The sequence below is a fragment of the Gordonia polyisoprenivorans genome, from assembly GCF_017654315.1.
Lineage (GTDB): Bacteria > Actinomycetota > Actinomycetes > Mycobacteriales > Mycobacteriaceae > Gordonia > Gordonia polyisoprenivorans_A.
Map to the genome: position 1 here is coordinate 1,060,491 of NZ_CP072203.1, position 23,540 is coordinate 1,084,030.

Below are 23,540 nucleotides of genomic sequence, written 5' to 3' on the forward strand. Positions count from 1 at the left end.
TTCACGCATGGGTACCTACGAGCCCGTCTGGGACACCGGGCGGGGTCGTAGCGCAGGAGCCGACGAAGACGTCGTGACCTTGGCCGTTGCCGCAGCAGAAACGATTCTCGACGACTCGGCCGAGATCGGGCGCATCGTGATCGTCACCCGAACCCCGGACGTACTCGACGGAGCCGGGCTACGCGTGGTCTCGCGATCCCTCGGCCTCGTCGCCGACGTCCCGGTGGAGCTGCGGGTGGGCGGGGCTTCGGCCACGCTCGACGCCTTGCTGTCCAACCCGGCGGGCACCATGGTCATCGGCGTCGACGTCGACGACCCCAGCACCCTGTCGGCTGCGGCGCTCATCGGCACTGCCGGGGAAGGTCTGGCTCTGCAAGGTGCACAGCGCGTGGTGGGGAGCCTGCCCATGCGGGTGCGGCACGTGGGCGAGCCCGGCGCTGCGATCTACAACGACGGCAGGGTCGAGCGCGAGCTCGCCACGGCACCGTTGCTCGGCGCTCTCGGATCGTCCGAGTTCGACTCCTACGTCGCCGGTCTCGCCTCGCGCGACGCCCAGCGGCTCGGTGCTCGACCGACCGACTCTCCGACGGTGGGAGCCGCGTCACCCATCACGGTGCTCGCGCAGCTCGCCGATGCCGGGTCCTCGGCCCGTCTGATCGCCCTCGACACCGCCAGCGGTATCGCCGTCGACGTCGCGGCTGGTGGAACGGTCATCGTGCGCCGCGAGAGTCGAGAGGCCATCGCCGCCGCGAAGCGGCCCGTCATGAAGGTCGACGCGGAGATTCCGTTCTCCATGCCGGCCTACGCCCGCGCCTTCGATGCCAAGGTCGGTCTCACAGCTGCCCGGTGCGAGTGTGGCGAAATCAGTTATCCGCCCCGGCTCGTCTGCTTGAACTGCGACAGATACGACGCCACCCATCCGGTCGAGCTGCCACGCACCGGCGAGGTCTACACCACGGTCACCGTCCACACTCCGGTACCTGGAGTTCCCGGGCCGTACGCCGTGGCGATCATCGGTCTCGACGACTCGCCGGTGCGGGTGCTCGCACAGGTGGCAGATGCTGTTGCGCCCGGCACCGCCATCGGAGACAAAGGCCGGTTGGTCCTGCGCATCGTCGCCAGGCGCGAGGGCGTTCCCGACTACGGCTACTCGTTCCAGGGCGTCGCCCGATCGGAGATCAACGCATGAGGAAAGTCGCAATCGTCGGAGCGGGCATGGTCCCCTTCGGTGAGCGTTTCGACCAGGGTATGAAGGAGCTGCTTCCGGCGGCGCTTCAGAACACACTCGCATCGGTCGACAACGGCATGGACCGCTCGCAGATCCAGGCCGCCTGGTTCGGTCAGCTGCAGAGTTCGGACGGCCACCCGGCGGGCGTGCTCGCCGACTCGTGCGGCCTGCTCGACATCCCGATCACGCGCATCGAGAACCAGTGCGCCACAGGCAATGATGCGGTACGAATCGCTTATCACGCAATCGCCAGCGGTGCGGTCGATATTGCATTGGTGATCGGTGCCGACAAGATCCGTGAGACGCCCGCGACCTCCACCTTCTGGGACTGGATGGGGCTGGCCCGCGATCGCGCGTGGGACTACCCTCTTGGTCTCATCGCGCCGGCCAGCTTCGCACTTCATGTCGTGCGATACATGCACGAGTTCGACGTCGAGCCCCAACACCTGGCCCAGGTCGCGGTCAAGAATCACCATAATGCCGTCACCAACCCCGTCGCCCAACTGCGGTTCGAGGTGACGATCGAGAAAGTTCTCGCCGCACCGCGCGTCGTCGGGCCGTTCGGTGTGCTCGACTGCACCCCACAGAGCGATGGTGCCGCGGCATTGATTCTCACCAGCGAGGACGTCGCCCGGGATTTCACCGACTCCCCGGTCTGGGTCCGTGGCGTCGGGCTGGGCCTCGACCGCGTGATGCACGCGCACAAGGCCGATATGACGACTTTCCCCGCCACGGTCCGAGCGGCACGTGCCGCGTACGACATGGCGGGGATCGGCCCTTCGGACATCGATGTAGCCGAGGTGCACGACTGCTTCTCGGGCATCGAACTGATGAACTACGAGGACCTCGGCTTCTGCGACCGCGGCGAGGCCAAGAAGTTGATTTCGTCGGGTGAAACGGAGGTAGGCGGACGCCTGCCGGTCAATCCTAGCGGCGGTCTCAAGGCCAAGGGCCATCCGCCGGGCGCGACCGGAGTTGCCCAATGCGTCGAGCTGTTCGAGCAGCTGCGCGGCGAGGCCGTCAACCAGGTCCGGGACCCGCGTTGGGGACTGGCCCACAACATCGGTGGGCCGACCGCAGTCGGCGCTGTCACGATCCTGGAGTCGTCGAATGTCTGACATCAAGCGCTGTGTCGTCGTCACCGGTGCGGGACAGGGCCTAGGCCGTTCGGTCGCAATGGCGTTCGCCGCACAGGGCGATGCGGTCATGGTCTCCGACATCGACGGCGAGCGGGCCGCCTCGGTTGCACAAGAGATCATCGCGGTCGGCGGCACTGCGGTTTGCGCTGCCGCCGACGTCTCGTCCGAGCCAGATGTCATCGCCTTGGCCGATGCTGCGGTGTTGCAGCTCGGCGTGCCGAGAGTCTGGGTCAACAATGCGGGCATCACACGGCCGGCCATGCTGCACAAGATGGCGGTCGACGACTTCGACCTGGTACTGCGGGTACACACGCGCGGCACGTTCCTGGGAACCAGTGAGGCGGCCCGACGCATGATCGAGGCAGATGTCGACGGTTTGATCATCAACGTCACCTCGTCGGCGGGCTTGCAGGGCACGATCGGACAGATCAATTATTCGGCTGCCAAGGGCGCGATCACCGCCATGACGAAATCCTCGGCCAAGGAGTTGGCGCGTCGGGGGATCAGAGTCAATGCGATCGCGCCGGTCGCGGCGACCCCCATGACCGAGAAGCTACGCGTCGACGACAAGTTGGCCGGCCGGTTCCTCGAGTCGATTCCGCTCGGCCGGTTCGGGGAGCCCGACGAGATCGCGGCGGCATTCACATTCCTCGCCTCCGATGGAGGGGCCTACGTGACGGGGCAGGTGCTCTGCGTCGACGGCGGCCTCTACATGGCGAGCTGATGAACCTCGATCTCGAGCCCCGCGAGGCACAGTTTCGAGAGCGGCTCACCGAGTGGCTCGACGGGGTCGAGTTGCCCGAGGGGCTTCGTGACTACGGCGCTACGCCGACGGGCGATGACATTCCCGCCGGTCGCGCCTGGCAGCGCGCGCTCGTCGACGGTGGATGGGCGGCTCTGTCGTGGCCCGAACCGTACGGTGCAGGGGCCACGGTGGCCGAGCAGGCGATTTTCGCCGAGACGCTCGCGCGCCGGCACCTCCCGCGTCAGTTGAGTTTCGTGAGCATGGAGCTTGCGGGTCCGATCCTCATCTCCTTCGGCACCGAGCAGCAGAAGAAGGCACTTTTGGAGCCGCTTCGCCGTGGTGACGAGGTGTGGTGTCAACTCTTCTCGGAGCCGGGAGCAGGATCCGACCTCGCGGCCATCTCGACCAAGGCCGTCGCCGCCGACGACGGCTGGCGCGTCTCCGGCCAGAAAGTCTGGACCAGCGGGGCGCACTACGCTCAATATGGCCTGCTACTGGCCCGCACGGATTCCGCTCAGGAGCGGCACCGCGGCCTGAGCTGCTTCGCCGTCCCGATGGACCGGCCGGGCATCGAGGTACGCCCCATCCTGCAGATGGACGGGGAGTCCAAGTTCAACGAGGTGTTCCTCGACGACGTCGCAGTAGGACCGGACGACCTGCTCGGAGAGGTGGGCGGCGGCTGGGCCGTCGCGATGTCGATCCTTGGTCGCGAGCGGCGCATGCTGGGTTCGCTCGCGATCGGCCTGAGTACCTCCCTGACCGACTTGAGGTCTGCGGCCGAGCAGCGGGGCATCGACGACGTCCCGTTCCGTCGGCGTTGGGCCGAGCTGTTCTCGCGCGTGCAGCTGCTGCGCTGGACGTGGTTCCGGTTGCTCTCGTCGGCCACCGACTCGGCCACCGATCCGCGTATGTCGGTACTCAAGCTGACCTCGTCCGAACTGCAGCAGGAGGTCGCGGGCTTCGGGGCCGACACACTCGGCCGTGAATTCCTGACCGGCGCGGACGGCGAACCCTGGCGTCACGCGTTCCTCGCGAGCCATGGGGCAACGCTGGCCGGAGGGACGTCCGAGGTTCAGCGCAACATCCTCGGCGAGCGGGTGCTGAGGCTCCCGAGATGACCACGAATGCCACGTACTGACCCACCATTCCGCCGCACGTCCCCTCTCGACCGCCGCCGACCGGGCCGGCGCAGAACAAGGAGCAACGACCATGGGTGCTATCGACTACTGGTGCAACATCTTCACGGACGAGGGCATCAAGCAGACCTTCGAGGATCCACGAGAGGTCGCCGACGTTGTCGAGTGGTGGGGTTTGAAGTTCACCGGCAAGACGGTCGACGAGTTCGTGGCGTACATGGACGCTGCCGACGTCGACGTCGCGATCATCCCGTCGGCCAAGATGGGGTCGTTCGACACCGGTCAGCTGGTCTGGGACGTCAAGGAGGAGGCGGTCGTCGAGCTCATCGAGGCTGCTCCCGAGGGACGCCTGAAGGCCATGTTCGGCATCGACCCCCGTGAGGGCATGTCCGGTGTGCGTCGCCTAGAGGAGTGGCACAAGACGGGGCACTTCGTCGGCGCGCACCTGCATTCCTACGGATTCAATCTGCCGGTCAATCACCGTAGGTTCTATCCGTTCTACGCCAAGTGCGCCGAGCTCGGTATTCCGGTGACGATGCAGGTCGGCCACTCGGCCGAGCGCATGCCGTCGGAAATGGGGCGTCCGATCCTGATCGACGACATCGCGCTCGACTTCCCCGAGCTGACCATCGTCGGAGCGCACACGGGCTGGCCCTGGGTCGAGGAGCTAATTGCCCTGGCCTGGAAGCACCGCAACGTCTTTATCGGTACCTCCGCCCATCACCCCAAGTACTGGGACCCGTCGCTGGTGGCATTCGCCAATACGCGTGGGCGGGGAAAAGTGTTGTGGGGCACCGATTATCCCGTGATGGATTACAGCGATTCGCTGGCCGCCATCGACGGGCTGGGCCTCAAGGACACGGCCCGCGACCTTCTGAAGAGCGGTGCCGCTCGGCGGGTCTACGGTCTTCAATGACCCTTGTCAGGCGAGCTGCTGGTCGGAGTTGCGTCGTCAGCCGGACCGAATCCGGAGTACTACCATGTGCAGGAATAGCTGGTTTCCTGCACGGGAGCCGATCGAGACAATTTGTACCGAGAGGTTCTGTGATGACCGGATCGACACTATCCGCAGGCTCGATGAAGTCCTCACGTTCGATGAAGACATCCGAGCGGGTTGCGCGCGAGCTCGTCAACCACATAGTCGACAACGATCTGGCCGAGGGCACCAAGCTGCCCAATGAGAAGCAGCTCGTCGAAGTCTTCGAGGTCGGGCGCACCACACTGCGCGAAGCGTTGCGTCTGCTGGAGACGCGCGGGGTGATCACGGTGCGTCCCGGGCCCGGCGGAGGACCGATCGTGCGTCGACCACGCGGCGACGACCTGCGTGAGGGCCTGACGTTGATCCTGCAGTTCAGCGGTGGATCTCTCAAGGACGTTCTCGATGCGCGCACCGCGCTGGAGCCGATGATGGCCAGGCTGGCGGCAGAACGCATCACCGACGAGCAGTTGGAGGAGTTGAGCGCCAGCGCCGCGCGTATGCGCGAGGGTTCAGGGGATCACGACATCTTCCTGGCCGAGAACCAGCTCTTCCACGCCAAGATCGCCGAATTCACCGGCAGCGCCGTACTGAGGGTCTTCAACGACACGCTCAAGTCGATCGCGGATGGTGCCGTGGTGGGCGTGGCGTACACCGCTCGCCGGAGGGTCGCGGTCGCGGCTGCGCACGAGAAGGTCGTCGAGGCCCTACGCACACGCAACCCGGACGCCGCAGCCGAAGCCATGCATGCCCACGTCTGTGAGGCAGGCGAGTTCTGGAACCGCAAATATCCCGAGCTGATCTCCCGACCTGTCAGATGGGTGCAATGATCCGATGAAGTTCTCACTTACGTCCGAGCAAGAAGGCCTGACCCAGGTCCTCTCGGACTATCTCGATGCGCGCGCGCCGCTGACCGCCACCCGCGCCCTGCTCGAAGCCGGAACCGCCTTCGACCGCGATGTGTGGGCCCGGATGGCCGCGGAGCTCGGCGTTCAGGGCGTCGACGTCCCCGAATCGCTCGACGGCACCGGTATGTCGACGGTCGAACTGAGCCTCGTGATGCACGAGGCCGGCCGCCGCCTCTACTCCGGCCCGCTGCTCGCGTCCACAGGTCTGGCGCTGAGCCTGTTGCTGGCGGTCGACGACCCGGGTGACGAGGTGCGGTCGTCGATCGCCGATCTGTGCGGCGGTCACATCGTCGTCGCCGCTGTCCCCGACGCCGGCGGTGCATGGGCGGCGTCAGAGGTGGCCACAACAGCCACGGACGGTACGACAGGGTGGACGCTGACCGGCGTCAAGCGGCTGGTCCTGCAGGCCGATGTCGCCGATACGCTGTTGATCGCTGCGGTGTTGCCGGACGGCACGACCGGCCTGTTCACGGTCGATCCCGCGGCGGCCGCGGTGACGGCCGACGACTCGATCGATCCGACCCGTACCCTCTGCACCGTCGAGCTCGCGCACTCGCAGGCACAGCTCATCGTTCGCGATGCCGACGATGTCTTTGCCCGTGGTGCGCTGCGGGCCTCGGTCGCGCTGGCCGGGGAGTCGCTCGGTTCCGCTCGTCAGGCGCTGGAATCGGCCGCCGCCTACGCCACCGATCGTCGTCAGTTCGGTCAGCCGATCGGGGCCTTCCAAGGGGTCAAGCACCGTCTCGCCGACGCGCTGGTCGATATCGAGCTCGCTACGTCGGCGGTCTACTTGGCTGCGTGCCACGTCGAAGCCGACGACCGTCCGCAGGCTCTCGCATCGGTGCCGATGGCCGTGCGGGCCGCGACCGACGCACTGACCCGGGTAGCGCGCGATGCGGTCCAGGTTCACGGCGGCGTCGGGTTCACGTGGGAGTACGACCCACATCTGTTCGTCAAGCGGGGGCGCGTGAGCAGGGAGCTACTCGGCAGTCCCGCCGAACGCCTCGATGCGCTATACACACACGGACCGAAGTTGGCGCGCAGCTCCTGATCTGTCCCTGTTCCACCAGGTGATCCACCTGGTGGAACTACTTCTTCCTGGCTTCACACCTTGGCTGATACATATGTTCAATAGTCATTAATCAAGGGAGATTGCCGGTCCATGTCGACACCGCTGCGGGGCGTCCGCGTCCTCGACCTCACTCGCCTCCTTCCCGGTAACTACGCCGCGTACCTGCTCGGAGCGCTCGGTGCCGAGGTCATCAAGATCGAAGACCCCGGCGCGGGTGATTACATGCGCGAAGTCGGCCTGATCGTCGACGGCCAGAGCGCGTCGCATCACAACGTCAACCGTGCCAAGCGGTCGGTCGTGATCGATCTCAAGCGTCCCGAGGGTGTGGAGGTCTTCCTGCGGCTCGTCGATACCGCCGATGTCGTCATCGACTCCTTCCGGTCGGGCGTCTTGGACCGGCTGGGAATCGGTGAGTCGGTGTTGCGTGCCAGGCGACCCAGCCTCGTCGTCGCATCGATCAGCGGATACGGAGCCAGCGGCCCGCTCAGCGGCATTGCTGCCCACGATATCAACGCGATGGCGTTCGCCGGGGTTCAAGAGCGGCTCGTCGGCCCCGACGGTGGATCGTTTGCCATCGAGGTGCCGTTCGCGGACCAGATCGGAGGCGGACTCATTCCTGCGATGGGTGTCATGGCCCTGTTGGTGCAGGCGCGCGCAACCGGCGAGGGCGGTTGGCTGGACTGCTCGCTCGCCGAGGGGGTCGCTGTACTGCCCAGCCCCTTGTCCGCGGACGTGCTCGCAGGTGCGCCGATGCCACCCAAGACGCACACGACCGGCGGCAACCGGGCTCACTACCGGGTCTACGAGCTTCTCGACGGCCAGGTGGCCGTCGGCGCGTTCGAGTCGCAGTTCTGGGTCGGTGTGTGTGAGGTTTTCGGCCTCGACGATCTGAAGGACGCCCAGTGGGACGACTCGCGCCGAGTCGAGGCCATCGACCGCTTGACGGCGACGTTCGCTGCCTTGACCCGCGACGAAGTCGCCGAGCTGATCGAGGGCCGAGACTGCTGCGTCAGCCTGGTCAACAGTTACGAGCAGATGTTCGCCAGTCCCCATGCGCAGGCGCGAGGCCTTGTCCGGCCCGCCGTCGACGTACCGATCAACGTGCTGGCACCGCCCTTCCGAATCAACGGTTCCATTCCACCCGAGACCATCGGTGCCCCGCGTCAGGGCCAACACACCGTCGAGGTGCTGGCCGAGCGTGGGTTCACCGGTGCCGAGATCGAGTCTCTTCTCGACGACAAGGTCGTAGCCGAGCGCGGAGCGAACGCATGAGCTCCCCGGCCGGCCGTCCCCTGGCCTTGGTCACCGGAGCCAGCCGTGGTCTTGGGTTGGCGATGGCTGCGGCTCTGGCCCGGTCCGGACACGACCTCGTGCTGGCCGCGCGCGACGAGAGCACGCTGGCCGACGCGGTCGGCGCGATCGAGGCCCTGGGCGCAGCCGCCACACCCCATGCACTCGACGTCGGCGAACCCGACCAGGTCGTGGCGATGATTGCTCACGTCGAAGAATCCGTCGGACCGATCCAGGTTCTCGTCAACAACGCCGGCGCGTTCGAGTTCGGCGGAATCAATGAGGTCGAGGTCGAGGTCTGGGAGCGTTTGGTCCGGGTCAACACGACGTCTGCACTGGTAGCGACACGTGAGGTGCTCCGCCACATGCGTGAGCGGAAGTCGGGCCGGATCGTCAACGTCGTCTCCACCTCGGCAGTGCGAGGCGTGCCCGGGTCGACCGCCTATGCGATGTCCAAGGCCGCGTTGATCTCGCTCACACAGTGCACCGCGGTCGAGGTGGCCCGCTCGGGCATCACCGTCAACGCCGTGGCCCCCGGCATGTTCCGCACCGATATGACCGACGGTTTCCGCGCCGATCCGGTGAAGGAGAAATGGTCGCTCGGTCAATCACCCATGCGGCGATGGGGTGATCCGGACGAGCTCGGTCCGGCCGTGGCGTTCCTGGCATCGCCCGAGGCGAGCTACATCACCGGACAGGTTCTGGCCGTCGACGGCGGCTGGACCGCATGAGTATCTGCACGTACGCGGCCAGTGGAAGAGAACGGATGTCACTGTGGATTTCGGCCTGAACGATCAGCAGTCATCGATCCGTGACATGGTGCGCCGCTTCGGTGCCAAGGAATTGGCACCCGGATATCTGGCGCGCGCCAAAGTGGCCGAATTTCCCTGGAAGGAGCATCGGCGGGTTGCCGAGCTCGGGCTGCTGGGGATGCTTGCAGGCCCCGAATGGGGCGGTGAAGAGGAACCGGATTTCGAGTCGGTCGGCATCATGATGGAGGAGTTGGCGTACGCGGACTTCAACATCTCGAACTGTGTTCTCCCGCCGCTCATCATCACCTCTATCATGAGAGAGCACGCCGTCCGCAGGCTCCAGGAGGAATGGATGCCGGCGATCGTCAGCGGTGAGCGCATGGTCGCGCTCGGCCTCACCGAGCCCGGATCCGGCTCCGACGCCGCCGCCATGCGTACCAAGGCCGTCAAGACCGAGTCGGGCTGGCGGCTCAACGGCGAGAAGACTTCGATCACGGCCATCCCGTGGGCGACCGCGGCCATCATCTTCGCCAAAACGCAGAGCGAATCGGGAGCAGCGAAGGTTTCGGCTTTCTTCGTCGATATGGACCGGCCCGGCGTCACGATGTCGTCGACCCCCGACCCCGGCTGGCTGCCGGTCGGCCGCGGCACCATCTCGATGGTCGACGTCGACATCCCCGCAGACGCGTTGATCGGCGGGGAGGGGGAGGCCTTCCGTACGGTCATGAACAACTTCGACTTCACCCGCCCGCTGCTGGCTCTCACCGGCATCGGATGTGCCCAGGCATCGATCGACGAGGCCGTCGAACATGCTCGTCACCGCGAGGTCTTCGGGTCGACGCTGTCGAAGTTCGAGGGGATCTCTTTCCCGCTGGCCGAGCACACCGTGCACCTGGAGTCGGCTCGGCTGATCTGCTACAAGGCGCTCTGGAAGCGAACGCAGGGTCTACCGCACACCGCCGATGCCGCGATGGCGAAGTGGATCGGCCCGCTGGTGTCGGGCCGCGCGATCCACGATGCGCTGCTGACGTTCGGCAACTACGGCTATGCCAGTGAGTACCCGCACGAGCAACGCCTGCGCGACACCTTGGCGGTCGAGATCGCCGACGGTACGGCGCAGGTCCAGAAGATCATCATCGCGCGCGAGCTGTTCGGGCGCGAATTCGTTCCCTACGACACCAAGAGGCCCTGATGACCGATGTGCTCCTCGTCGATGAACCGGCGGACGGCGTACGTCGCCTGACGCTCAACCGACCCGATCAACTCAACGCGATCTCGCGCGAGCTGATGACCCGGCTGCTCAGTGAGCTGCGGCGTATCGAGGTCGACGAGAGCGTCCGCGCGGTTATCCTGCGTGGCAACGGTCGGGCGTTCTGCGCGGGAGCCGACCTGTCCGAGCACTTCGGTGCCGAGGACGCCATGGACATCGGGCGCACCGACTTGTGGAGCCTGATCGAAAACTTGCGGGTCCCGGTCATCGCGGCCGTCCACGGCTGGGCCATCACGGGCGGCTTCTTGCTGTCCTACTGCTGCGATCTGATCGTCGCCAGCGACGATGCGCGGTTCCGCGACACCCATGCGTCACTCGGGCTGGTTCCGACCGGCGGCGAGAGTCAGCGCATGCCGCGACGGGTGGGTGGTGCGCTGGCCAGGGAGTTGATGCTCACCTCTCGGCCGCTGCCTGCCCAGGAGGCACGCGAGGCCGGTTTCGTCAGCCGGGTCGTGCCCCGCGCCGAGCTCGACGGGGCGGCGCTCGAACTCGCGAGCATGATCGCAGCGAACTCGCCCCGTTCTGTCAGGGAGATCAAGATGCTCATCAATGTCGGGCTCACGGGCGACTTCGGCACCGGCATGGCTCTGGAGTTGCGCAACAACGTGTTTGGAACGGCCAACAATGTCCCGAATGCCGATCGTGATGCGCGGATAGCAGCTATCCGTGGCTGACCTCGAGCACCGTCGTGCGGCGGCATCGAGTCTGCGCGGAGGTAGGTCATGGTCCGAGTAGACCCGCTGATCTCGCAGCATCTGCGGCAGGCCGGCACCGGAGCGGTCGAGGCGGAGCAGCAGGGCTTCGGGTGTGGCTGGGTGTCGGAGACCGTGGCCGATCCGTTCGCCGCATCCGCCACCGCCCTGCTGGCCACCGACGAATTGCGTATCGGTACTGCAGTGTCGGTCGCTTTCGCCCGTTCGCCCTTCGCCGTTGCGCAGTCGGCGTGGGAGTTGTCGCGGGCCTCCGAGGGCAGGTTCGTCCTGGGTCTCGGAACGCAGGTGAAGGCCCACGCCGAGCGCAGGTTCAGCGTGGAATGGTCACTGCCGATCGCGCGCCTACGCGACTACATTCAGGCGCTGCGGGCAATCTGGGGAGCATTCCAGGGCGACGGTCGCCTGCGCTACGAGGGCGAGTTCTACCAGCACACCCTGCTGACCGACCACTTCGACCCCGGTCCGATCGAACACCCGCACATCCCGGTATACGTCTCGGGCGTGAACGTGCGCATTGCCGAGCTGGCCGGGGAGGTGGCCGACGGACTGATCGCGCATCCGCTGCACACTCGCGGCTACCTCGAGTCGGTCATCTGGCCGTCGATCAGGTGGGGTGCCGAGAAGGTCGGTCGGGATCCCGCCGAGATCTCGCTGGTGGTGCCGGCCTGGGTGGTCACTGGTTCGGACGACGAATCGCGTGCTGCCTCGTTCCGCGCGATCCGCCAGCAGATCGGTATCTTCGGGTCTACGACCGCGTACAAACAGGTCCTCGAGACCGAGGGCTGGACCGACCTGCAACCCCTCCTCAACGCTGCGATGAAAGAGGGTGGGCCGCGGGCAGCGGGCGAGTTTGTGCCGGACGAAGTGGTTGAAGCCATCGCTGTGACCGGCCCTCCCGACGAACTGCGTCAGGTGCTCGACGCGCGCTTCGACGGCGTCGCGGACGCCACGATGATCTACTCGCCGATTCCTGCCCCGCTGGTGGGCTCGGGTCTGGCCGAGCTCTTGCTGCCACCGCGCTAGCCCAGCGCGCGGGCGACGTCCTCGATCGTGCGCTGGTAGTTCCCGCCCCTGTAGTCGGGCACCGGCTGGATCATGACGTCGTCCGCACCCGCTGCCACATAGGCGCGCAGCCGGTCGGCGACCTCGTCCCCGCTGGTGCCCGCGATCAGTACGTCGTCGAGCAGCCGGTCGCTGACGGCCTGTACGGCGCCTGCACGGTCGCGGGCAGTGAATGCAGCGTTCACGGCCTGGACCTCGTCGTCGAAGCCGACCGAACTGAAGTAGCGACCGTAGGGCGGCGAGATGATGTACTCGACCATTTCCTTGCGCACTTCCTCGCGGGCGAGTTCGGGGGTGTCGGTGACGGCGACGTAGGCGCGTGCCACGAGCTCGACGTCGCTGTGCCGGCGACCGTGGGAGGTGATGGCCTCGTTGAACGTGGCGCGGAAACCTTCGACCACTCTCGGTGACAACCAGGTGACGATGAGTCCGTCGGCTTGCTCTGCGGCGAGGTCGACCATGACGGGGCCCATGCCGCCGATGAAGATCTTGACGTTGTCGGTGGGGCCCGAGGCCAGGGAGAACCCGTTGGAACGACGCATCTTGCCGTCGACGTCGGTGCGTTCGCCGGCCAGTGCCTGGCGCATGATGGCGATGGTGTCGCGCGTCGTGGTGGCGGGCTTGGTGAAGTCGACGCCGTGCCAGCGTTCGATGATGCGCTGGCCACCCGAGCCGATGCCGATGTTGACTTGCCTGCCGTTGCCGATGTGCGACCAGGACGAGGCCATCATGGCGAGCAGGGCCGGGCTCCGACTGTAGACAGGGACGATCGCTGTGCCGACCTGGAGTGAGGTGGTCGCCGCGATGGCACCTCCGATCGCTCCGGCTTCGATTCCTATCGTCTCGGCAAGCCACACCCGTTCGTAGCCGCTGGACTCGACGGTCGCTGCGAAGCGGAGTAGGTCCCCGGTCTGCGGAATGTTGGACAGCAGGATCGAGATCCTGGACAGCTCGCTCACTGGACCTCCGGGAAATTGGGGTCGCGGACCGACCCGTGTGGATATGATAATAGTAGTCACAGATTTGGAAGGGATGAATATGTCGAACGTGGTGACGGCGGAGCAGCGGGGCGGGGTCGCCCTGCTGACCCTGAACCGGCCGGATCAGATGAATGCCCTCAGTGCCGAGCTCGTCGCTGCGTTGGGTCAGGAGCTTGCACGATGCAGCGCCGACACCCAGGTGCGGGTCGTCGTCATCACCGGGGCAGGTCGGGCCTTCTGCGCGGGAGCCGATCTCATCGAGGCCGCAGAGGTAACCCGAGACTCGGCCGCGTTCCGTCAGCTACTGCTGTCGTGGAAGTCTGCCTTCTCGGCGATGGATGCCAGTCCCAAGCCCGTCATCGCGGCTCTGAACGGACTGACCTTGGCCGGCGGCTTGGAGCTCGCTCTCGCCGCGGACTACATGGTGGCCAGTTCGGCCGCCAAGATCGGCGATGTGCACGCCAACTTCGGCCTCGTTCCCGGCGGCGGTGGTTCGCAACGCCTCACCGACGCAGTCGGATCGCGGGCCGCCCGATGGCTGATGTTCACCGGCGAGACGCTCGACGCCGAGCAGGCCAGGTCGATCGGGCTCGTGCAAGACGTCTTCTCCGCCGATACGTTCCTCGACGACGTCTGGGCCTTCGGCACGAAGATGGCGTCCCGCAGTGCCACCGGTATGGCGTTCATGAAGCGCATGTCGAGGCCGCGGGCCATCACCGACGACGGACTCGACCTCGAGATCGACGCAGCGGCGCATCTTGTCGTCGGGCCCGACGCCCGGGAGGGGTTGGCTGCTTTCGCCGAGAAGAGGCCGCCGCACTTCACTGCCGCGGCGCAGTGATCGGCGACCGACGTCCGGCAAGCCTCCTGGTGGAACGCGGCAAGGTTTCGGAGTTTCGGGCCGCGGTAGGTCTTCCGTACTGCTCTGACGTGCAGTTCGCGCCGCCGACGTTTCCGGCAGCGATCGAGGTCTTCGGCCCTGCCGTCGCGAGCATCCTGTCCGACCGCGGCATCGACCTCGGCTCGGTGCTGCACGGAACCGAGGACATAACCTACCCCGGCGGCCCCCTGCGGGTCGGTGACGAGCTGACCGGCGAGGTCGTGCTCACCGGTGTCGAAGAGCGAACGGGCCGTTCCGGCCCCTTGCGTATCGCGATGTTCGCCATCGACCTGGCCCGACCGGACGGCACACTCGCCGTCAGTGTTCGGCGGTCGCTCGTCATCGTCGGCTAGGCCGGCCTTTCACCGACCACACAGCAGAGGAAAATGACATGCGCCGCTACCTCACCACCGTCACACCGTCGATGGCCCGTGGTTTTCACGCGTCGGGGGAGTGGCAGGACGACACTCTGTTCGGCCTCGTCCTGCGCCATGCCGAGGCACGTCCTCTGGCTCCGGCGCTGGTCGACGAGCGCGGCTCCGTGACGCGCGCCGAGATGGTCCTCGCGGTCGAAACCGTGGCGGGCATGCTGGCGGACCGTGGAGTCGTCGCGGGCACTCCGGTGCTGATCCAGCTGCCGAACTCGTCGATCTTCGGTGTCGCAAACATCGCAATCAATGCACTGGGTGCGGTGATCGTCCCGCTCAACCTGAGCATGCGTGCGGCCGAGGTGGTTGCGGTTGCCCAGCGAGTTGGGGCGCGCACCATGATCGCGGCGGGTCTCGATCCGCGGCGGGTCGAGGAGCTCGTTGCTGCGGGCATCGACATCGTCACAGACGATGTGCTGTGGCACGACATCGTCAGCGGTCGACGCCCGGAATGGAACCGGTCCGATGCCGTCGGTGATGCCGACGACGTTCTCGATCTGATGTTCACCTCGGGCACCACCGGTCTGCCCAAGGGAATCATCAACACCACCAATACCAAGCTCGCGGCGCTGCGCCCCGTAGTCGAGGCGCTCGGCCACGGCATGGACGACGCGTGGCTGGTCGTGCCGCCGATGGCCCACAACGCAGGCTGGCTCTACAGCTTCCTCCCAGCACTGCTCTCGGGAGGAATGGTTGTGTTCTTGGAACGGTTCAGCGCCACACGGACGCTCGAGCTGATGCGTGAGCACAACATCCGCGGCGTTTTTCTCACCCCGACGCACGCCAACGACGTCCTCGAAGCGTATGCCGCAGACCCACGTCCTGTGCCGCTGCAGTACGTGCTGATCGGCGGTGCGGCGACCAAACCCTCGGTGCGGCAAGCGATCCGCGAGCTGCTCGGTGCCGAGGTAATCTCGATGTACGGGTGCACCGAGAACCAGGCCGCTACCTTCACCCGCCCGGGTACACCGGTCGAGTTGGCCGACGTCTCCGCCGGTCAGGCGTGCCCCGGCACCGAGCTGGCGGTGTTCGACGAAGCCCGGCGGGTGCGTCTCGAAGCCGGTCGGGTCGGACACATCGGCACTCGCAGTTCGGCTACGTTCGCCGGGTACTTCGACGACCAGGCAGCCACCGACGCCGCCTTCAACGCCGACGGGTTCTTCTTCGCCGGTGATCTCGGCTTCGTCGACGAGCATGGTCTGCTGCACCCGACCGGCCGCGACAAGGAACTCATCATCCGCGGCGGCCACAATATCGTCCCGGACGATGTGGAGCGGGCGATTGAAGGGCTTTCCGGAATCGAACGAGTGGCAGCGGTCGGAATTCCCGACGATCGCCTGGGCGAGCGGGTCTGCGTCGTCGTGGTGGGTGACCCGTCGATCGACCTGGAGACGATCACCGCTCACTTGAGGTCAGGGGGTGTCGGGACTCATCTCTGGCCCGAGGCGCTGCTGCTCGTACAAAAGTTCCCGCTGACCGACATCGGCAAGGTGCGACGAGGCGAGCTGCGAAAGATGGCGACCGCTGCGCTCGAGGCCGGCACCCTCGTGACGGTCCGAGGGGCCGGTCGCGCTTAGTTCGCAAGGGGAGGGTCGACCCTCGATCACGACCTGCGGGCTGAACTGTCACGACTCGGTCCGCCGCTCCAGGTTGCGCTCGTAGCGAGACCACATGCTTGAGACATGGCCCTTGTCGACGTACGCCATCAGACCGCCGCCGCCGTCGACCGTCACGTCTTCGCCGGTGAGGAACGACGCGCCGGAGCCGAGGAGGAACGACATCACCTCGGCCACTTCGGCGGGGTCGGAGACGCGCCCGAGCGGGATGCTCGCCTCGACGTCAGCGCGGATCTCGTTGCGGCTGAGTACCTTTGCGGTCATGCCGGTCTGCATATAGCCCGGAGAAACCGAGCAGGCGCGCACGCCGTGCATGGCGTACTCGAGGGCGATCGAGCGAGCCAGTGCTCGCACGCCGGCCTTCGACGCGGCGTAGGCGGCGCCACCGGGCTGCGAGTGCTCGGCTGCGGTGCTCGAGACCAGGACGATGGCTCCCTTGCTCTCGATGAGGTGAGGGAGGGTTGCTTTGGCCAGATTGAAGGATCCGGTCAGGTTGACCCCGAGAGTCGTGGTCCAAGTCTCGTGCGTGAGCGCATGGACCGGCGAGAGGGAGTTGACGAAAACGCCTGCGCAGGTGGCTACGGCGTCGATGCGGCCGAACTCGGCAGCCGCGGCAGCCACGGCCTGATCGATCGCCGAGACGTCGGTGACGTCGGCGTCGAAGGTCAGGTCACCGGTGGCTCCGGCCCGGTCGAGACCAGTGACGCGCCAGCCGTTGTCGTGGAGACGATCGACCAATGCGTGGCCGAGGCCCGATGCGGTTCCGGTGATGATGGCATGGCGTTCGGAAGTGGAAGACATAGGAGTAATCTATACCTATCGTATGCATAATTATGGTGTCCTTGAGATCAGTTGCCGGTCGTCAGCACCATGCGAACCAGGCCGGGTGGGCGCCGCTCGAGCAGAGCGAACGCTTCGGCGGCATCCCCGAGATCGGCGACGTGGCTGACGCTGTGGGACAGGTCGAGTCGTCCGCTCCTGGCCAGCGCGACCACCTGGCGGAGGTCGTCCATTGTCGCCGAATAGACGCCCTTGACGGTGAGCTCGCGCACCTGCACGGTCGTGGCATTTCCGGTGTTCAGGTCTCCGATGAGTACCGATCCGAACAGCAATGTTCCGCCGGGCCTGAGTAGTCGGATTCCCTGTGTCGGGGCCGCGTCCTGGCCCGAGAAGTCGACGACGACGTCGAACGGATCGAACCGCTCACGGAGGCGTCGCACGATGCCGTCGAGCCCCTGCAAGGCCGGAAATCCCAGGGCTTCCAAGCGTGCCGTGCTGGCCGAGGAGTTGGCCACGGCGACCAGCGTTGCCGTCGGGTCGGCGATTCGAAGCAGCTCGAGCACGTGGGTGCCGACGCCGCCCGCACCCAGCACGCAGAGGCTTCCACCTGCTGGGAGTCGAGCAAGGGTCACGGCGCGCTGCGCCGTGGCGACGGCGTCGGCGAGGATGGCTGCCTGCGTCGGCTCGATGCCGTTGGCCACCACCATGCGCGACGTGGGCCAACAGATCCGGTCCGATAGCCCGCCCGGGGAATGGATGCCGAGCATACGAGTCCGGGTGCAGTAGTGCTCGCGCCCGGACGTGCATTCCGCGCACGTCTCGCACGGTGCCAGTGGGTGCAGCACCACGCGGTCACCGACGGAGACCTCGTTGCTGGGGCCTTCGATGGCCACGATCTCGCCCGCGACCTCGTGGCCCGGACGTAGGGGGTAGTCGGCTCCGCGGGGCAGGGGCATTCCATGCAGTAGCGACACGTCGGTGCCGCAGATGCCGCAGGCCAGCACCCTGACGAGTGCCTCGCCGGGTGCAGGCTCCGTGGGTGCGTCGGCGCGGCGCACGGTGACCGAGCCGGGGGAGATCTCGACGAACCGGTGCTGCAGGACTGTCGGTGTGTCGCGCGTGGTCACGCGGGTGTCTGTTCGGTAGCCAGGACTCGGGCGTCGCCGTCGGCGATGACGGTGCCACTGTCGTCGAGCGCTTCGAGACGAACGTTCATGCACCCGTCGTCGTCGATCGATCCACTCGGATGGAGTCGGAGAGTGACAGTGGTGCCGACATTGGAGCGGTGACGGAAGCGGGTGTGCAGCGAGCGCACGCTGTCGTCACCGTAGGTCGTTGCGACCAGACCGCCGAGTCTGCCGGCAGCAAGCATGCCCATCGCGAAGAACGTGTCGTAGCCGGCCGCCGTCAGTGCCTCGGTGTCGTAGTGCACCGGGGTGAAGTCTCCGCTCGCCCCCGCGTAACGAACGATTGCCTGCATCGTCACGTCGTAGTTCGCCTCGATGGTCATGGCCTTCTCCGTTCGGAATGTTCCACCTGCCGCAACGGCAGGTGACGTGGAGTACGACGAGTGTCGAACATGGTATGGACTGCCTGTGTCGAGGGCACCGTCCGGCCGACCATCCTTGGTCGGTAAAAGAATTTGCTGCAACTCCTAGACGTAACTATTACTATAGTTACACTAGTTTTACCTAGTTATCACGAGGAGATTTTCATGATTCAGCCGACAGTCCAAGACTTCACCGACTTCTTTCTCAATGAATACGAGCCTGCTTCGGGTCCGATCGAGGAGACCGACGTCATCCCTGAGGACCTGCTGAAGAGGGCGGCCGATGCGGGCGCTTACCGGATGACGATTCCGACCGAGTACGGCGGCTGGGGCATGACGGTGCGCGAGTACCTCCCGTACCTCGAGGGCGCAGCGCAGGGTCACGGCTCGGGCCGCATGTTGGTGCACCTGACCAACGGCGTGTGGCGCCCATTGGTGCGTTTCGGAAACGAGCAGCAGCGGTCGATCGTGCGCGACATCGCCGCCGGAGAGGCCGTAGTGGCCTTCTGCCTCACCGAAGCCGCAGGCGGCACGGGGAGGGACCTGAAGTCCGAAGCCCGCCGCGACGGCAATGGCTGGCGGATGTCGGGCGAGAAGCATCTGATCACCTTCGCCGACAGAGCCGACCACTTCATCCTGGTGGTCGCTACGGACGATCGTGGTGCCAAGGATTCGCTCACGGCGTTCCTGGTTCCTCGAAACACCGAGGGTTTCGAGATCGATGCGACTCAGCACACCATGGGTCTGCACGGCACCGGTCACGCCTGGTTGCGCTACAACGACATGTTCGTCGACGACAGTATGCGGCTCGGAGAGCTGGGCGAGGGTCTCGACGTGGCGCTCACCTTCCTCGACTACAGCCGTGTCTCACTGTCGAACTGCATGGTCGGCCTCGCGCAGCGCGCGCTCGACGAGGCTAAGGAGTTCGCCAAGCGGCGCGTCACTTTCGGTAAGCCGATCTCCGAGCGCCAGGCCATCCAAACGCACCTCGCCGACATGTACGCCGACGTGAACGCCGGTCGCGGCCTCGTCCGCACCGCCGCCGAGCTGTGTGACGCGGGTGCCGACTTCACTGCGGCAGCGGCGACGGCAAAGCTGTTCAACCTGAACATGGTCGGCCGCGTGACCGATCTGTCGCTTCGCGTGCACGGTGGGTACGGCTACACCAAGGAGGCACCCATCGAGCGCATCTACCGTGATGCTCGCGGATTCTGGTTCGAGGAGGGCACCGCCGAGATTCAGCGGCTCGTCATCGCTCGGCACGTGCTCGAATCCTGACACCTGCCACATCCATTCACGACGAGAACCGTGGCCCGGCAACACTTGCCGGGCCACGGTTCTCGTCGTAGGAGAGTCACGGCGTGAGTGCGTCGTCGACGGTAGGAGTGGGTGTGACGGCCAGCTCGTCGACCAGGCGCTTCTGGCTCGTCGACGGGATGGCCAGTGCGGCGATGGACACCAGGGCCATTGTCGCGGACATCGTCCCGAACGCCCAGGTGAAGCCCGACTCGGCTGGGACACCATCGGTGCTCACATGCGCGGTGATGATCATCGACGACACAGCCGCACCGATCGATCCGCCCACGTTACGGATGTTGGCGTTCATGCCACTGGCGACGCCGGTCTGGTCCGGCGGCACCGCAGCGACGACGAGACCCGCCATGCACGAGATGACCATGCCTTGTCCTATACCCAGGATGCCGTTGGCGATGTAGAAGTGCGCCAACGTGCCGTGTGCGAACGTCAGCACGGCCATGGCACCCGACATCGTCAGGCATCCGACGAACACGACCGTCCGGGCACCGACCTTGCGGGCGAGCCAGGGCGAGAACAAGCCCATCAGCACCATGGCCACGGCCGCGGGCAGGACGAGTAGGCCCGACGTCGTGACCGAGGCGCTGAAGCCGTACCCGTTCGAGCTGTCGACCTGGGCGAACTGTGGCAGGAAGGCGAACGCCGAGAACAGTGTCCATCCCAGCACCAGCGCTACGACGTTGCAGGTCCACACCGCGCGCTTGCTCATCATCGCCATGTCGATGAGAGGGGCCTTGCTGTGTAGCTCGACATACACCCACGCCCAGCACAGCAGCGCGGACAGCAGGATCAGTCCGATCACCAGTGGCGACGCCCAGCCCCAGCGCGATCCCTGGCTGAGCGGCACCAGGAAGGCGACGAGCCAGCTCGACAGCAGCACCGCGGGCAGCACACTGATGGGCGCAGGTGTTCGTACGGGAGAGTCCGGGACGAGCAGATAGGCCGCGATCGCAGCCGCCGAGGTGACAACGAACGGCACCCAGAACAGGCCTGTGTAGGCGAACACGTCGAGGATCGGGCCCGCGACGACGACGCCGACCCCGCCCCCGACAGCCACCACGGAAGCCGTGAACCCCACGGCTCCGGCGATGTTCTGTTCGGGGAACTCGTCACGGATGATGCCGAAGCACAGTGGCACGGCACCGCCGCCCACACCCTGCAGGATTCGCGCGGCGATCAGCCAGCCGATGGTCGGGGCGAAGACCCCCGCGAGGCAGCCGAGCGCCAGTGCACACATCGACACGACGAGCATGCGTTCCTTGCCGACGCGATCGCCCATCCGTCCGATGATCGGCGTGCAGACGGCCGCCGAGATCAGGTAGGCGGTCAACACCCAGGTGACCGTGTTGCGGTCGGTGCCGAGGTGCTCGCTGATCAGGCCCAGCACCGGCGAGGTCAACGACTGCAGCAAGGAGAAGCCGATCGCGGCAGCGATCAGCACCACGTAGGTCAGCCGATAGTGGGACCTCCGACGAGATGCTCTTGGCACGGCTGACCTTCCGGTGGCTGATGGTGCGGAACGGGAACGTCGCCACCCCGTGGACCGGTGATCAGGGAGTGGCGGTGCCACCGTCGACGGGCAACATCGCACCGGAGATCAGCCGGCCGAGCGGGGAGACGAGGAAAGCAATCGCCTCCGAGACGTCCTCGGGCTCGACGTAGGGGTTGCGCATCGGCGACATCGCCGCGGCTCGCTGCAGGAACAGGTCCTCGTCGGGAGCGTCGGTGCCGGGCACGTAGAGGCGGCGGATGCCGTCGTTGTCGAACATGGGGGTATTGCAGTTGCCGGGCGTGACGGCGTTGACGCGAATCTTGTAGCGGCCCAGTTCCTTGGCCAGAGTGCGAACCAAGCCGAGAACTGCATGCTTGGAGGCGACGTAGGGGGCAAGGTTCGGGATACCTGAGGCCGAGGCCGTCGAACCGGTCAGCACGATGGCTCCGCCCTCGCCCTGCTCGATCATCTGGGGAATCGCAGCCTTGACGGTGTGCCACACGCCGATGATGTTGACATCGATGACATTGCGGAAGTCCTCGTCGTCGAGCTCCCATGTCTTCTTGTAGTTGTTGATGATGCCGGCGTTGCCGAGGACGATGTCCACTCTGCCGAAGGCGTCGAGTCCGCTCCTGAGGGCGGCGTCGACCTCCTCCTGCGAGCGGGCGTCTGCCTCGATGGCGACCATCTCCCCGCCGGCTTCCTTGACGAGTCGTTCGGTTTCCACGAGGTCTTCCGGCGTCGCCCCGTCGAACGGAACGGTGTCGATCTGACGGCACAGGTCGAAGCCGATGATCTTCGCGCCGGATTTGGCGAGCCGGACCGCATGTGATCGCCCTTGACCACGGGCCGCGCCCGAGATGAATGCGACGGATCGCTGAAGATCGGGCTGTGTCGGTGTGCTCATGTCTCGTTCCTTCGGTCGGAATGTTCAGTAATCTATGACAACTATAGTTAGAGAAAGCGGAAAGGTCGCGATGTTGGCCGTTTCGTAGTATCAGTCACTTCTGCTCGGGGGCGCGATGGAAATTCCTCTGGCCGGAACGGTCGGCGAGCTTGTGTGATGTCGTCAATCTCATCTCCTGCCTCGTTCGGCCGTCGACCGGCGAGGTGTGTCTCGATGACGAGACCCTGGTCGGGTTGCAGCCCTACGAGGTTGCCCGGCGGGGCGTCGTGCGGACGTTGCAGAGCGCTCGCCTGATTCCGACCTTCGACCTGGTAACCAACGTGATGTTGGGTCGAGCGGCGTACTCGAGGGCGAACCTACTCGGGGAGTTCTTCCACTCTCCGCGCAGCCGCACCGACGATGACGAAGCGTATGCATTCGCCCTCGGCTTGCTCGAGCTGATGGGTGTGCACGAGCATGCCTTCACGCGGGCCGCCGATCTCCCGTACGGCGTGCTCAGGCGCGCCGAGATCGCCCGTGCCTTGGCCCTGGAGCCGGCATTTCTGCTGCTCGACGAGCCGGGGGCCGGACTGAGCGGCGGAGAGCGTGACGAGATCGCCGCCGCGATCCGTGCCGTCGCGGCACGGGGTGTCGGTGTCGTCCTGATCGACCACAACGTCCAGTTCGTCGCCTCGGTGTGCAGGCGGTTGATCGTGCTGTCCGGCGGGTGAATCCTCGCCGAGGGCGAGACCGAGGAAGTTCTTGCGCGCCGTGACGTCGTCACTGCCTACCTGGGAGGAGCTGCACTGTGAGCACTCTGTCGATCGACGATGTGACGGCCGGTTACGGTCACGGCGACGTGCTGCACGGTGTATGTCTAGAGGTGCCGGAGGGATCGGCGGTCGGAGTGCTCGGTGCCAATGGTGCAGGAAAGACCACGTTGATGAGGGTCCTGTCCGGTCAGCTCCGGCCTCGCAGTGGCACGGTCACCCTCGACGGCAAGAGCTTCACCGACTGACGCCGTCCACCGCGGTGCGTCGGGGGATCGTCCTGGTGGCCGAAGGTCACGAGATCGTGGGATTCTTGTCGGTCGCCGAGAACATCGAGTTGGGTGCCTACCGGTTCTGGCCGCGATCGTCGCGAGCCGTCATCCATGACAACCGCGACCGCATCTACGACCTGTTCCCCATATTGGCCGACAAGCGCAACCAGCTGGCGTCCTTGCTTTCGGGTGGGCAGCAGCAGATGGTCGCAATCGGCCGGGCGTTGATGTCGCAGCCGCGGCTGATCTTGCTCGACGAACCGTCGTTCGGTCTGGCCCCTG

At 66.0% G+C, this 23,540-nt stretch carries 23 protein-coding genes and 1 pseudogene; 18 read left to right on the forward strand and 6 right to left on the reverse strand.

Translation table 11 applies throughout. The annotated features are described in order from the left end of the window. Positions 1-7: 7 nt before the first annotated feature. The 12 genes from J6U32_RS04860 to J6U32_RS04915 all read left to right on the forward strand — a co-directional run bounded on the left by J6U32_RS04860 (position 8) and on the right by J6U32_RS04915 (position 12,252). The gene (locus tag J6U32_RS04860; protein WP_208793791.1) at positions 8-1,189 is read left to right on the forward strand and encodes a Zn-ribbon domain-containing OB-fold protein; all 1,182 of its coding nucleotides are present in this window, start codon (positions 8-10) and stop codon (positions 1,187-1,189) included. Continuing rightward, on the forward strand, positions 1,186-2,346 hold the full coding sequence (locus J6U32_RS04865) for a thiolase C-terminal domain-containing protein (RefSeq protein ID WP_208793792.1): 1,161 nt from the start codon (positions 1,186-1,188) through the stop codon (positions 2,344-2,346). The genes J6U32_RS04860 and J6U32_RS04865 overlap by 4 nt, the downstream gene beginning before the upstream one ends. Continuing rightward, positions 2,339-3,091 (forward strand): SDR family NAD(P)-dependent oxidoreductase, encoded by a 753-nt coding sequence (locus J6U32_RS04870; protein ID WP_208793793.1) that lies wholly within the window; start codon positions 2,339-2,341, stop codon positions 3,089-3,091. Before J6U32_RS04865 ends, J6U32_RS04870 begins: the two co-directional genes overlap by 8 nt. Beyond that, positions 3,091-4,230 (forward strand): acyl-CoA dehydrogenase family protein, encoded by a 1,140-nt coding sequence (locus J6U32_RS04875; RefSeq protein WP_208793794.1) that lies wholly within the window; start codon positions 3,091-3,093, stop codon positions 4,228-4,230. Before J6U32_RS04870 ends, J6U32_RS04875 begins: the two co-directional genes overlap by 1 nt. Positions 4,231-4,321: 91 nt before the next feature. Then, a complete protein-coding gene (locus J6U32_RS04880; protein ID WP_208793795.1) occupies positions 4,322-5,164 on the forward strand; it encodes an amidohydrolase family protein in 843 nt (280 codons plus the stop codon). Between the two features lie 131 nt (positions 5,165-5,295). Further along, positions 5,296-6,054 carry a FadR/GntR family transcriptional regulator gene (locus J6U32_RS04885; RefSeq protein WP_208793796.1) on the forward strand — a complete coding sequence of 253 codons (759 nt, stop codon included), beginning with the start codon at positions 5,296-5,298 and terminating at the stop codon, positions 6,052-6,054. Between the two features lie 4 nt (positions 6,055-6,058). Next, on the forward strand, positions 6,059-7,183 hold the full coding sequence (locus tag J6U32_RS04890; RefSeq protein WP_208793797.1) for an acyl-CoA dehydrogenase family protein: 1,125 nt from the start codon (positions 6,059-6,061) through the stop codon (positions 7,181-7,183). A 111-nt stretch (positions 7,184-7,294) separates the two neighbouring features. Beyond that, positions 7,295-8,476: a CaiB/BaiF CoA transferase family protein gene (locus tag J6U32_RS04895; RefSeq protein WP_208793798.1), complete on the forward strand. Its 1,182-nt coding sequence runs from the start codon at positions 7,295-7,297 to the stop codon at positions 8,474-8,476. Next, positions 8,473-9,225: an SDR family NAD(P)-dependent oxidoreductase gene (locus J6U32_RS04900; RefSeq protein ID WP_208793799.1), complete on the forward strand. Its 753-nt coding sequence runs from the start codon at positions 8,473-8,475 to the stop codon at positions 9,223-9,225. The genes J6U32_RS04895 and J6U32_RS04900 overlap by 4 nt, the downstream gene beginning before the upstream one ends. A gap of 43 nt (positions 9,226-9,268) precedes the next feature. After that, entirely contained in the window at positions 9,269-10,438 is a 1,170-nt protein-coding gene (locus tag J6U32_RS04905) for an acyl-CoA dehydrogenase family protein (RefSeq protein ID WP_208793800.1), read from the forward strand. A gap of 8 nt (positions 10,439-10,446) precedes the next feature. Beyond that, positions 10,447-11,190 carry an enoyl-CoA hydratase/isomerase family protein gene (locus J6U32_RS04910; protein WP_208793801.1) on the forward strand — a complete coding sequence of 248 codons (744 nt, stop codon included), beginning with the start codon at positions 10,447-10,449 and terminating at the stop codon, positions 11,188-11,190. 48 nt (positions 11,191-11,238) lie between these two features. Continuing rightward, on the forward strand, positions 11,239-12,252 hold the full coding sequence (locus J6U32_RS04915) for a TIGR03617 family F420-dependent LLM class oxidoreductase (RefSeq protein ID WP_208793802.1): 1,014 nt from the start codon (positions 11,239-11,241) through the stop codon (positions 12,250-12,252). Here the strand turns inward: J6U32_RS04915 and J6U32_RS04920 are convergent. Beyond that, on the reverse strand, positions 12,249-13,250 hold the full coding sequence (locus tag J6U32_RS04920; protein ID WP_208793803.1) for an LLM class flavin-dependent oxidoreductase: 1,002 nt from the start codon (positions 13,248-13,250) through the stop codon (positions 12,249-12,251). The genes J6U32_RS04915 and J6U32_RS04920 overlap by 4 nt on opposite strands. Positions 13,251-13,329: 79 nt before the next feature. Here J6U32_RS04920 and J6U32_RS04925 point away from each other — a divergent pair, with 79 nt between their 5' ends. Genes J6U32_RS04925 through J6U32_RS04935 form a run of 3 tightly spaced genes read left to right on the forward strand, consistent with a single transcriptional unit; the run spans position 13,330 to position 16,156 of the window. Next, complete coding sequence (locus tag J6U32_RS04925; protein WP_208793804.1) at positions 13,330-14,112, forward strand: enoyl-CoA hydratase/isomerase family protein; 783 nt, start codon at positions 13,330-13,332, stop codon at positions 14,110-14,112. 29 nt (positions 14,113-14,141) lie between these two features. Continuing rightward, positions 14,142-14,504 carry an FAS1-like dehydratase domain-containing protein gene (locus tag J6U32_RS04930; RefSeq protein ID WP_208793805.1) on the forward strand — a complete coding sequence of 121 codons (363 nt, stop codon included), beginning with the start codon at positions 14,142-14,144 and terminating at the stop codon, positions 14,502-14,504. A 38-nt stretch (positions 14,505-14,542) separates the two neighbouring features. Next, positions 14,543-16,156 (forward strand): class I adenylate-forming enzyme family protein, encoded by a 1,614-nt coding sequence (locus J6U32_RS04935; RefSeq protein WP_208793806.1) that lies wholly within the window; start codon positions 14,543-14,545, stop codon positions 16,154-16,156. Positions 16,157-16,204: 48 nt separating this feature from the next. Here the strand turns inward: J6U32_RS04935 and J6U32_RS04940 are convergent, their stop codons facing one another. From J6U32_RS04940 to J6U32_RS04950, 3 genes are read right to left on the reverse strand one after another with little or no spacing between them, the layout of a single operon-like run. Continuing rightward, a complete protein-coding gene (locus tag J6U32_RS04940; protein WP_208793807.1) occupies positions 16,205-16,996 on the reverse strand; it encodes an SDR family NAD(P)-dependent oxidoreductase in 792 nt (263 codons plus the stop codon). A gap of 47 nt (positions 16,997-17,043) precedes the next feature. Further along, positions 17,044-18,102 carry a zinc-dependent alcohol dehydrogenase gene (locus J6U32_RS04945; RefSeq protein WP_208793808.1) on the reverse strand — a complete coding sequence of 353 codons (1,059 nt, stop codon included), beginning with the start codon at positions 18,100-18,102 and terminating at the stop codon, positions 17,044-17,046. Next, positions 18,099-18,485: a MaoC/PaaZ C-terminal domain-containing protein gene (locus J6U32_RS04950; RefSeq protein WP_208793809.1), complete on the reverse strand. Its 387-nt coding sequence runs from the start codon at positions 18,483-18,485 to the stop codon at positions 18,099-18,101. Before J6U32_RS04950 ends, J6U32_RS04945 begins: the two co-directional genes overlap by 4 nt. A gap of 132 nt (positions 18,486-18,617) precedes the next feature. Here J6U32_RS04950 and J6U32_RS04955 point away from each other — a divergent pair, with 132 nt between their 5' ends. Then, the gene (locus tag J6U32_RS04955; RefSeq protein WP_208793810.1) at positions 18,618-19,802 is read left to right on the forward strand and encodes an acyl-CoA dehydrogenase family protein; all 1,185 of its coding nucleotides are present in this window, start codon (positions 18,618-18,620) and stop codon (positions 19,800-19,802) included. 76 nt (positions 19,803-19,878) lie between these two features. On the opposite strand, the gene J6U32_RS04960 is transcribed toward J6U32_RS04955, so the two are convergent. Both J6U32_RS04960 and J6U32_RS04965 read right to left on the reverse strand, forming a co-directional pair. Beyond that, on the reverse strand, positions 19,879-21,327 hold the full coding sequence (locus tag J6U32_RS04960; RefSeq protein WP_208793811.1) for an MFS transporter: 1,449 nt from the start codon (positions 21,325-21,327) through the stop codon (positions 19,879-19,881). 61 nt (positions 21,328-21,388) lie between these two features. After that, positions 21,389-22,237, reverse strand: coding sequence for a mycofactocin-coupled SDR family oxidoreductase (locus J6U32_RS04965; RefSeq protein ID WP_208793812.1), 849 nt, complete (start codon positions 22,235-22,237; stop codon positions 21,389-21,391). A gap of 149 nt (positions 22,238-22,386) precedes the next feature. Between J6U32_RS04965 and J6U32_RS04970 the strand changes: the two genes are divergently transcribed. Both J6U32_RS04970 and J6U32_RS27785 read left to right on the forward strand, forming a co-directional pair. Beyond that, entirely contained in the window at positions 22,387-22,947 is a 561-nt protein-coding gene (locus J6U32_RS04970; RefSeq protein WP_208793813.1) for an ATP-binding cassette domain-containing protein, read from the forward strand. Positions 22,948-23,123: 176 nt separating this feature from the next. Next, a pseudogene (locus tag J6U32_RS27785) lies at positions 23,124-23,461 on the forward strand (ATP-binding cassette domain-containing protein); the annotation flags it as partial. Positions 23,462-23,540: the final 79 nt, after the last annotated feature.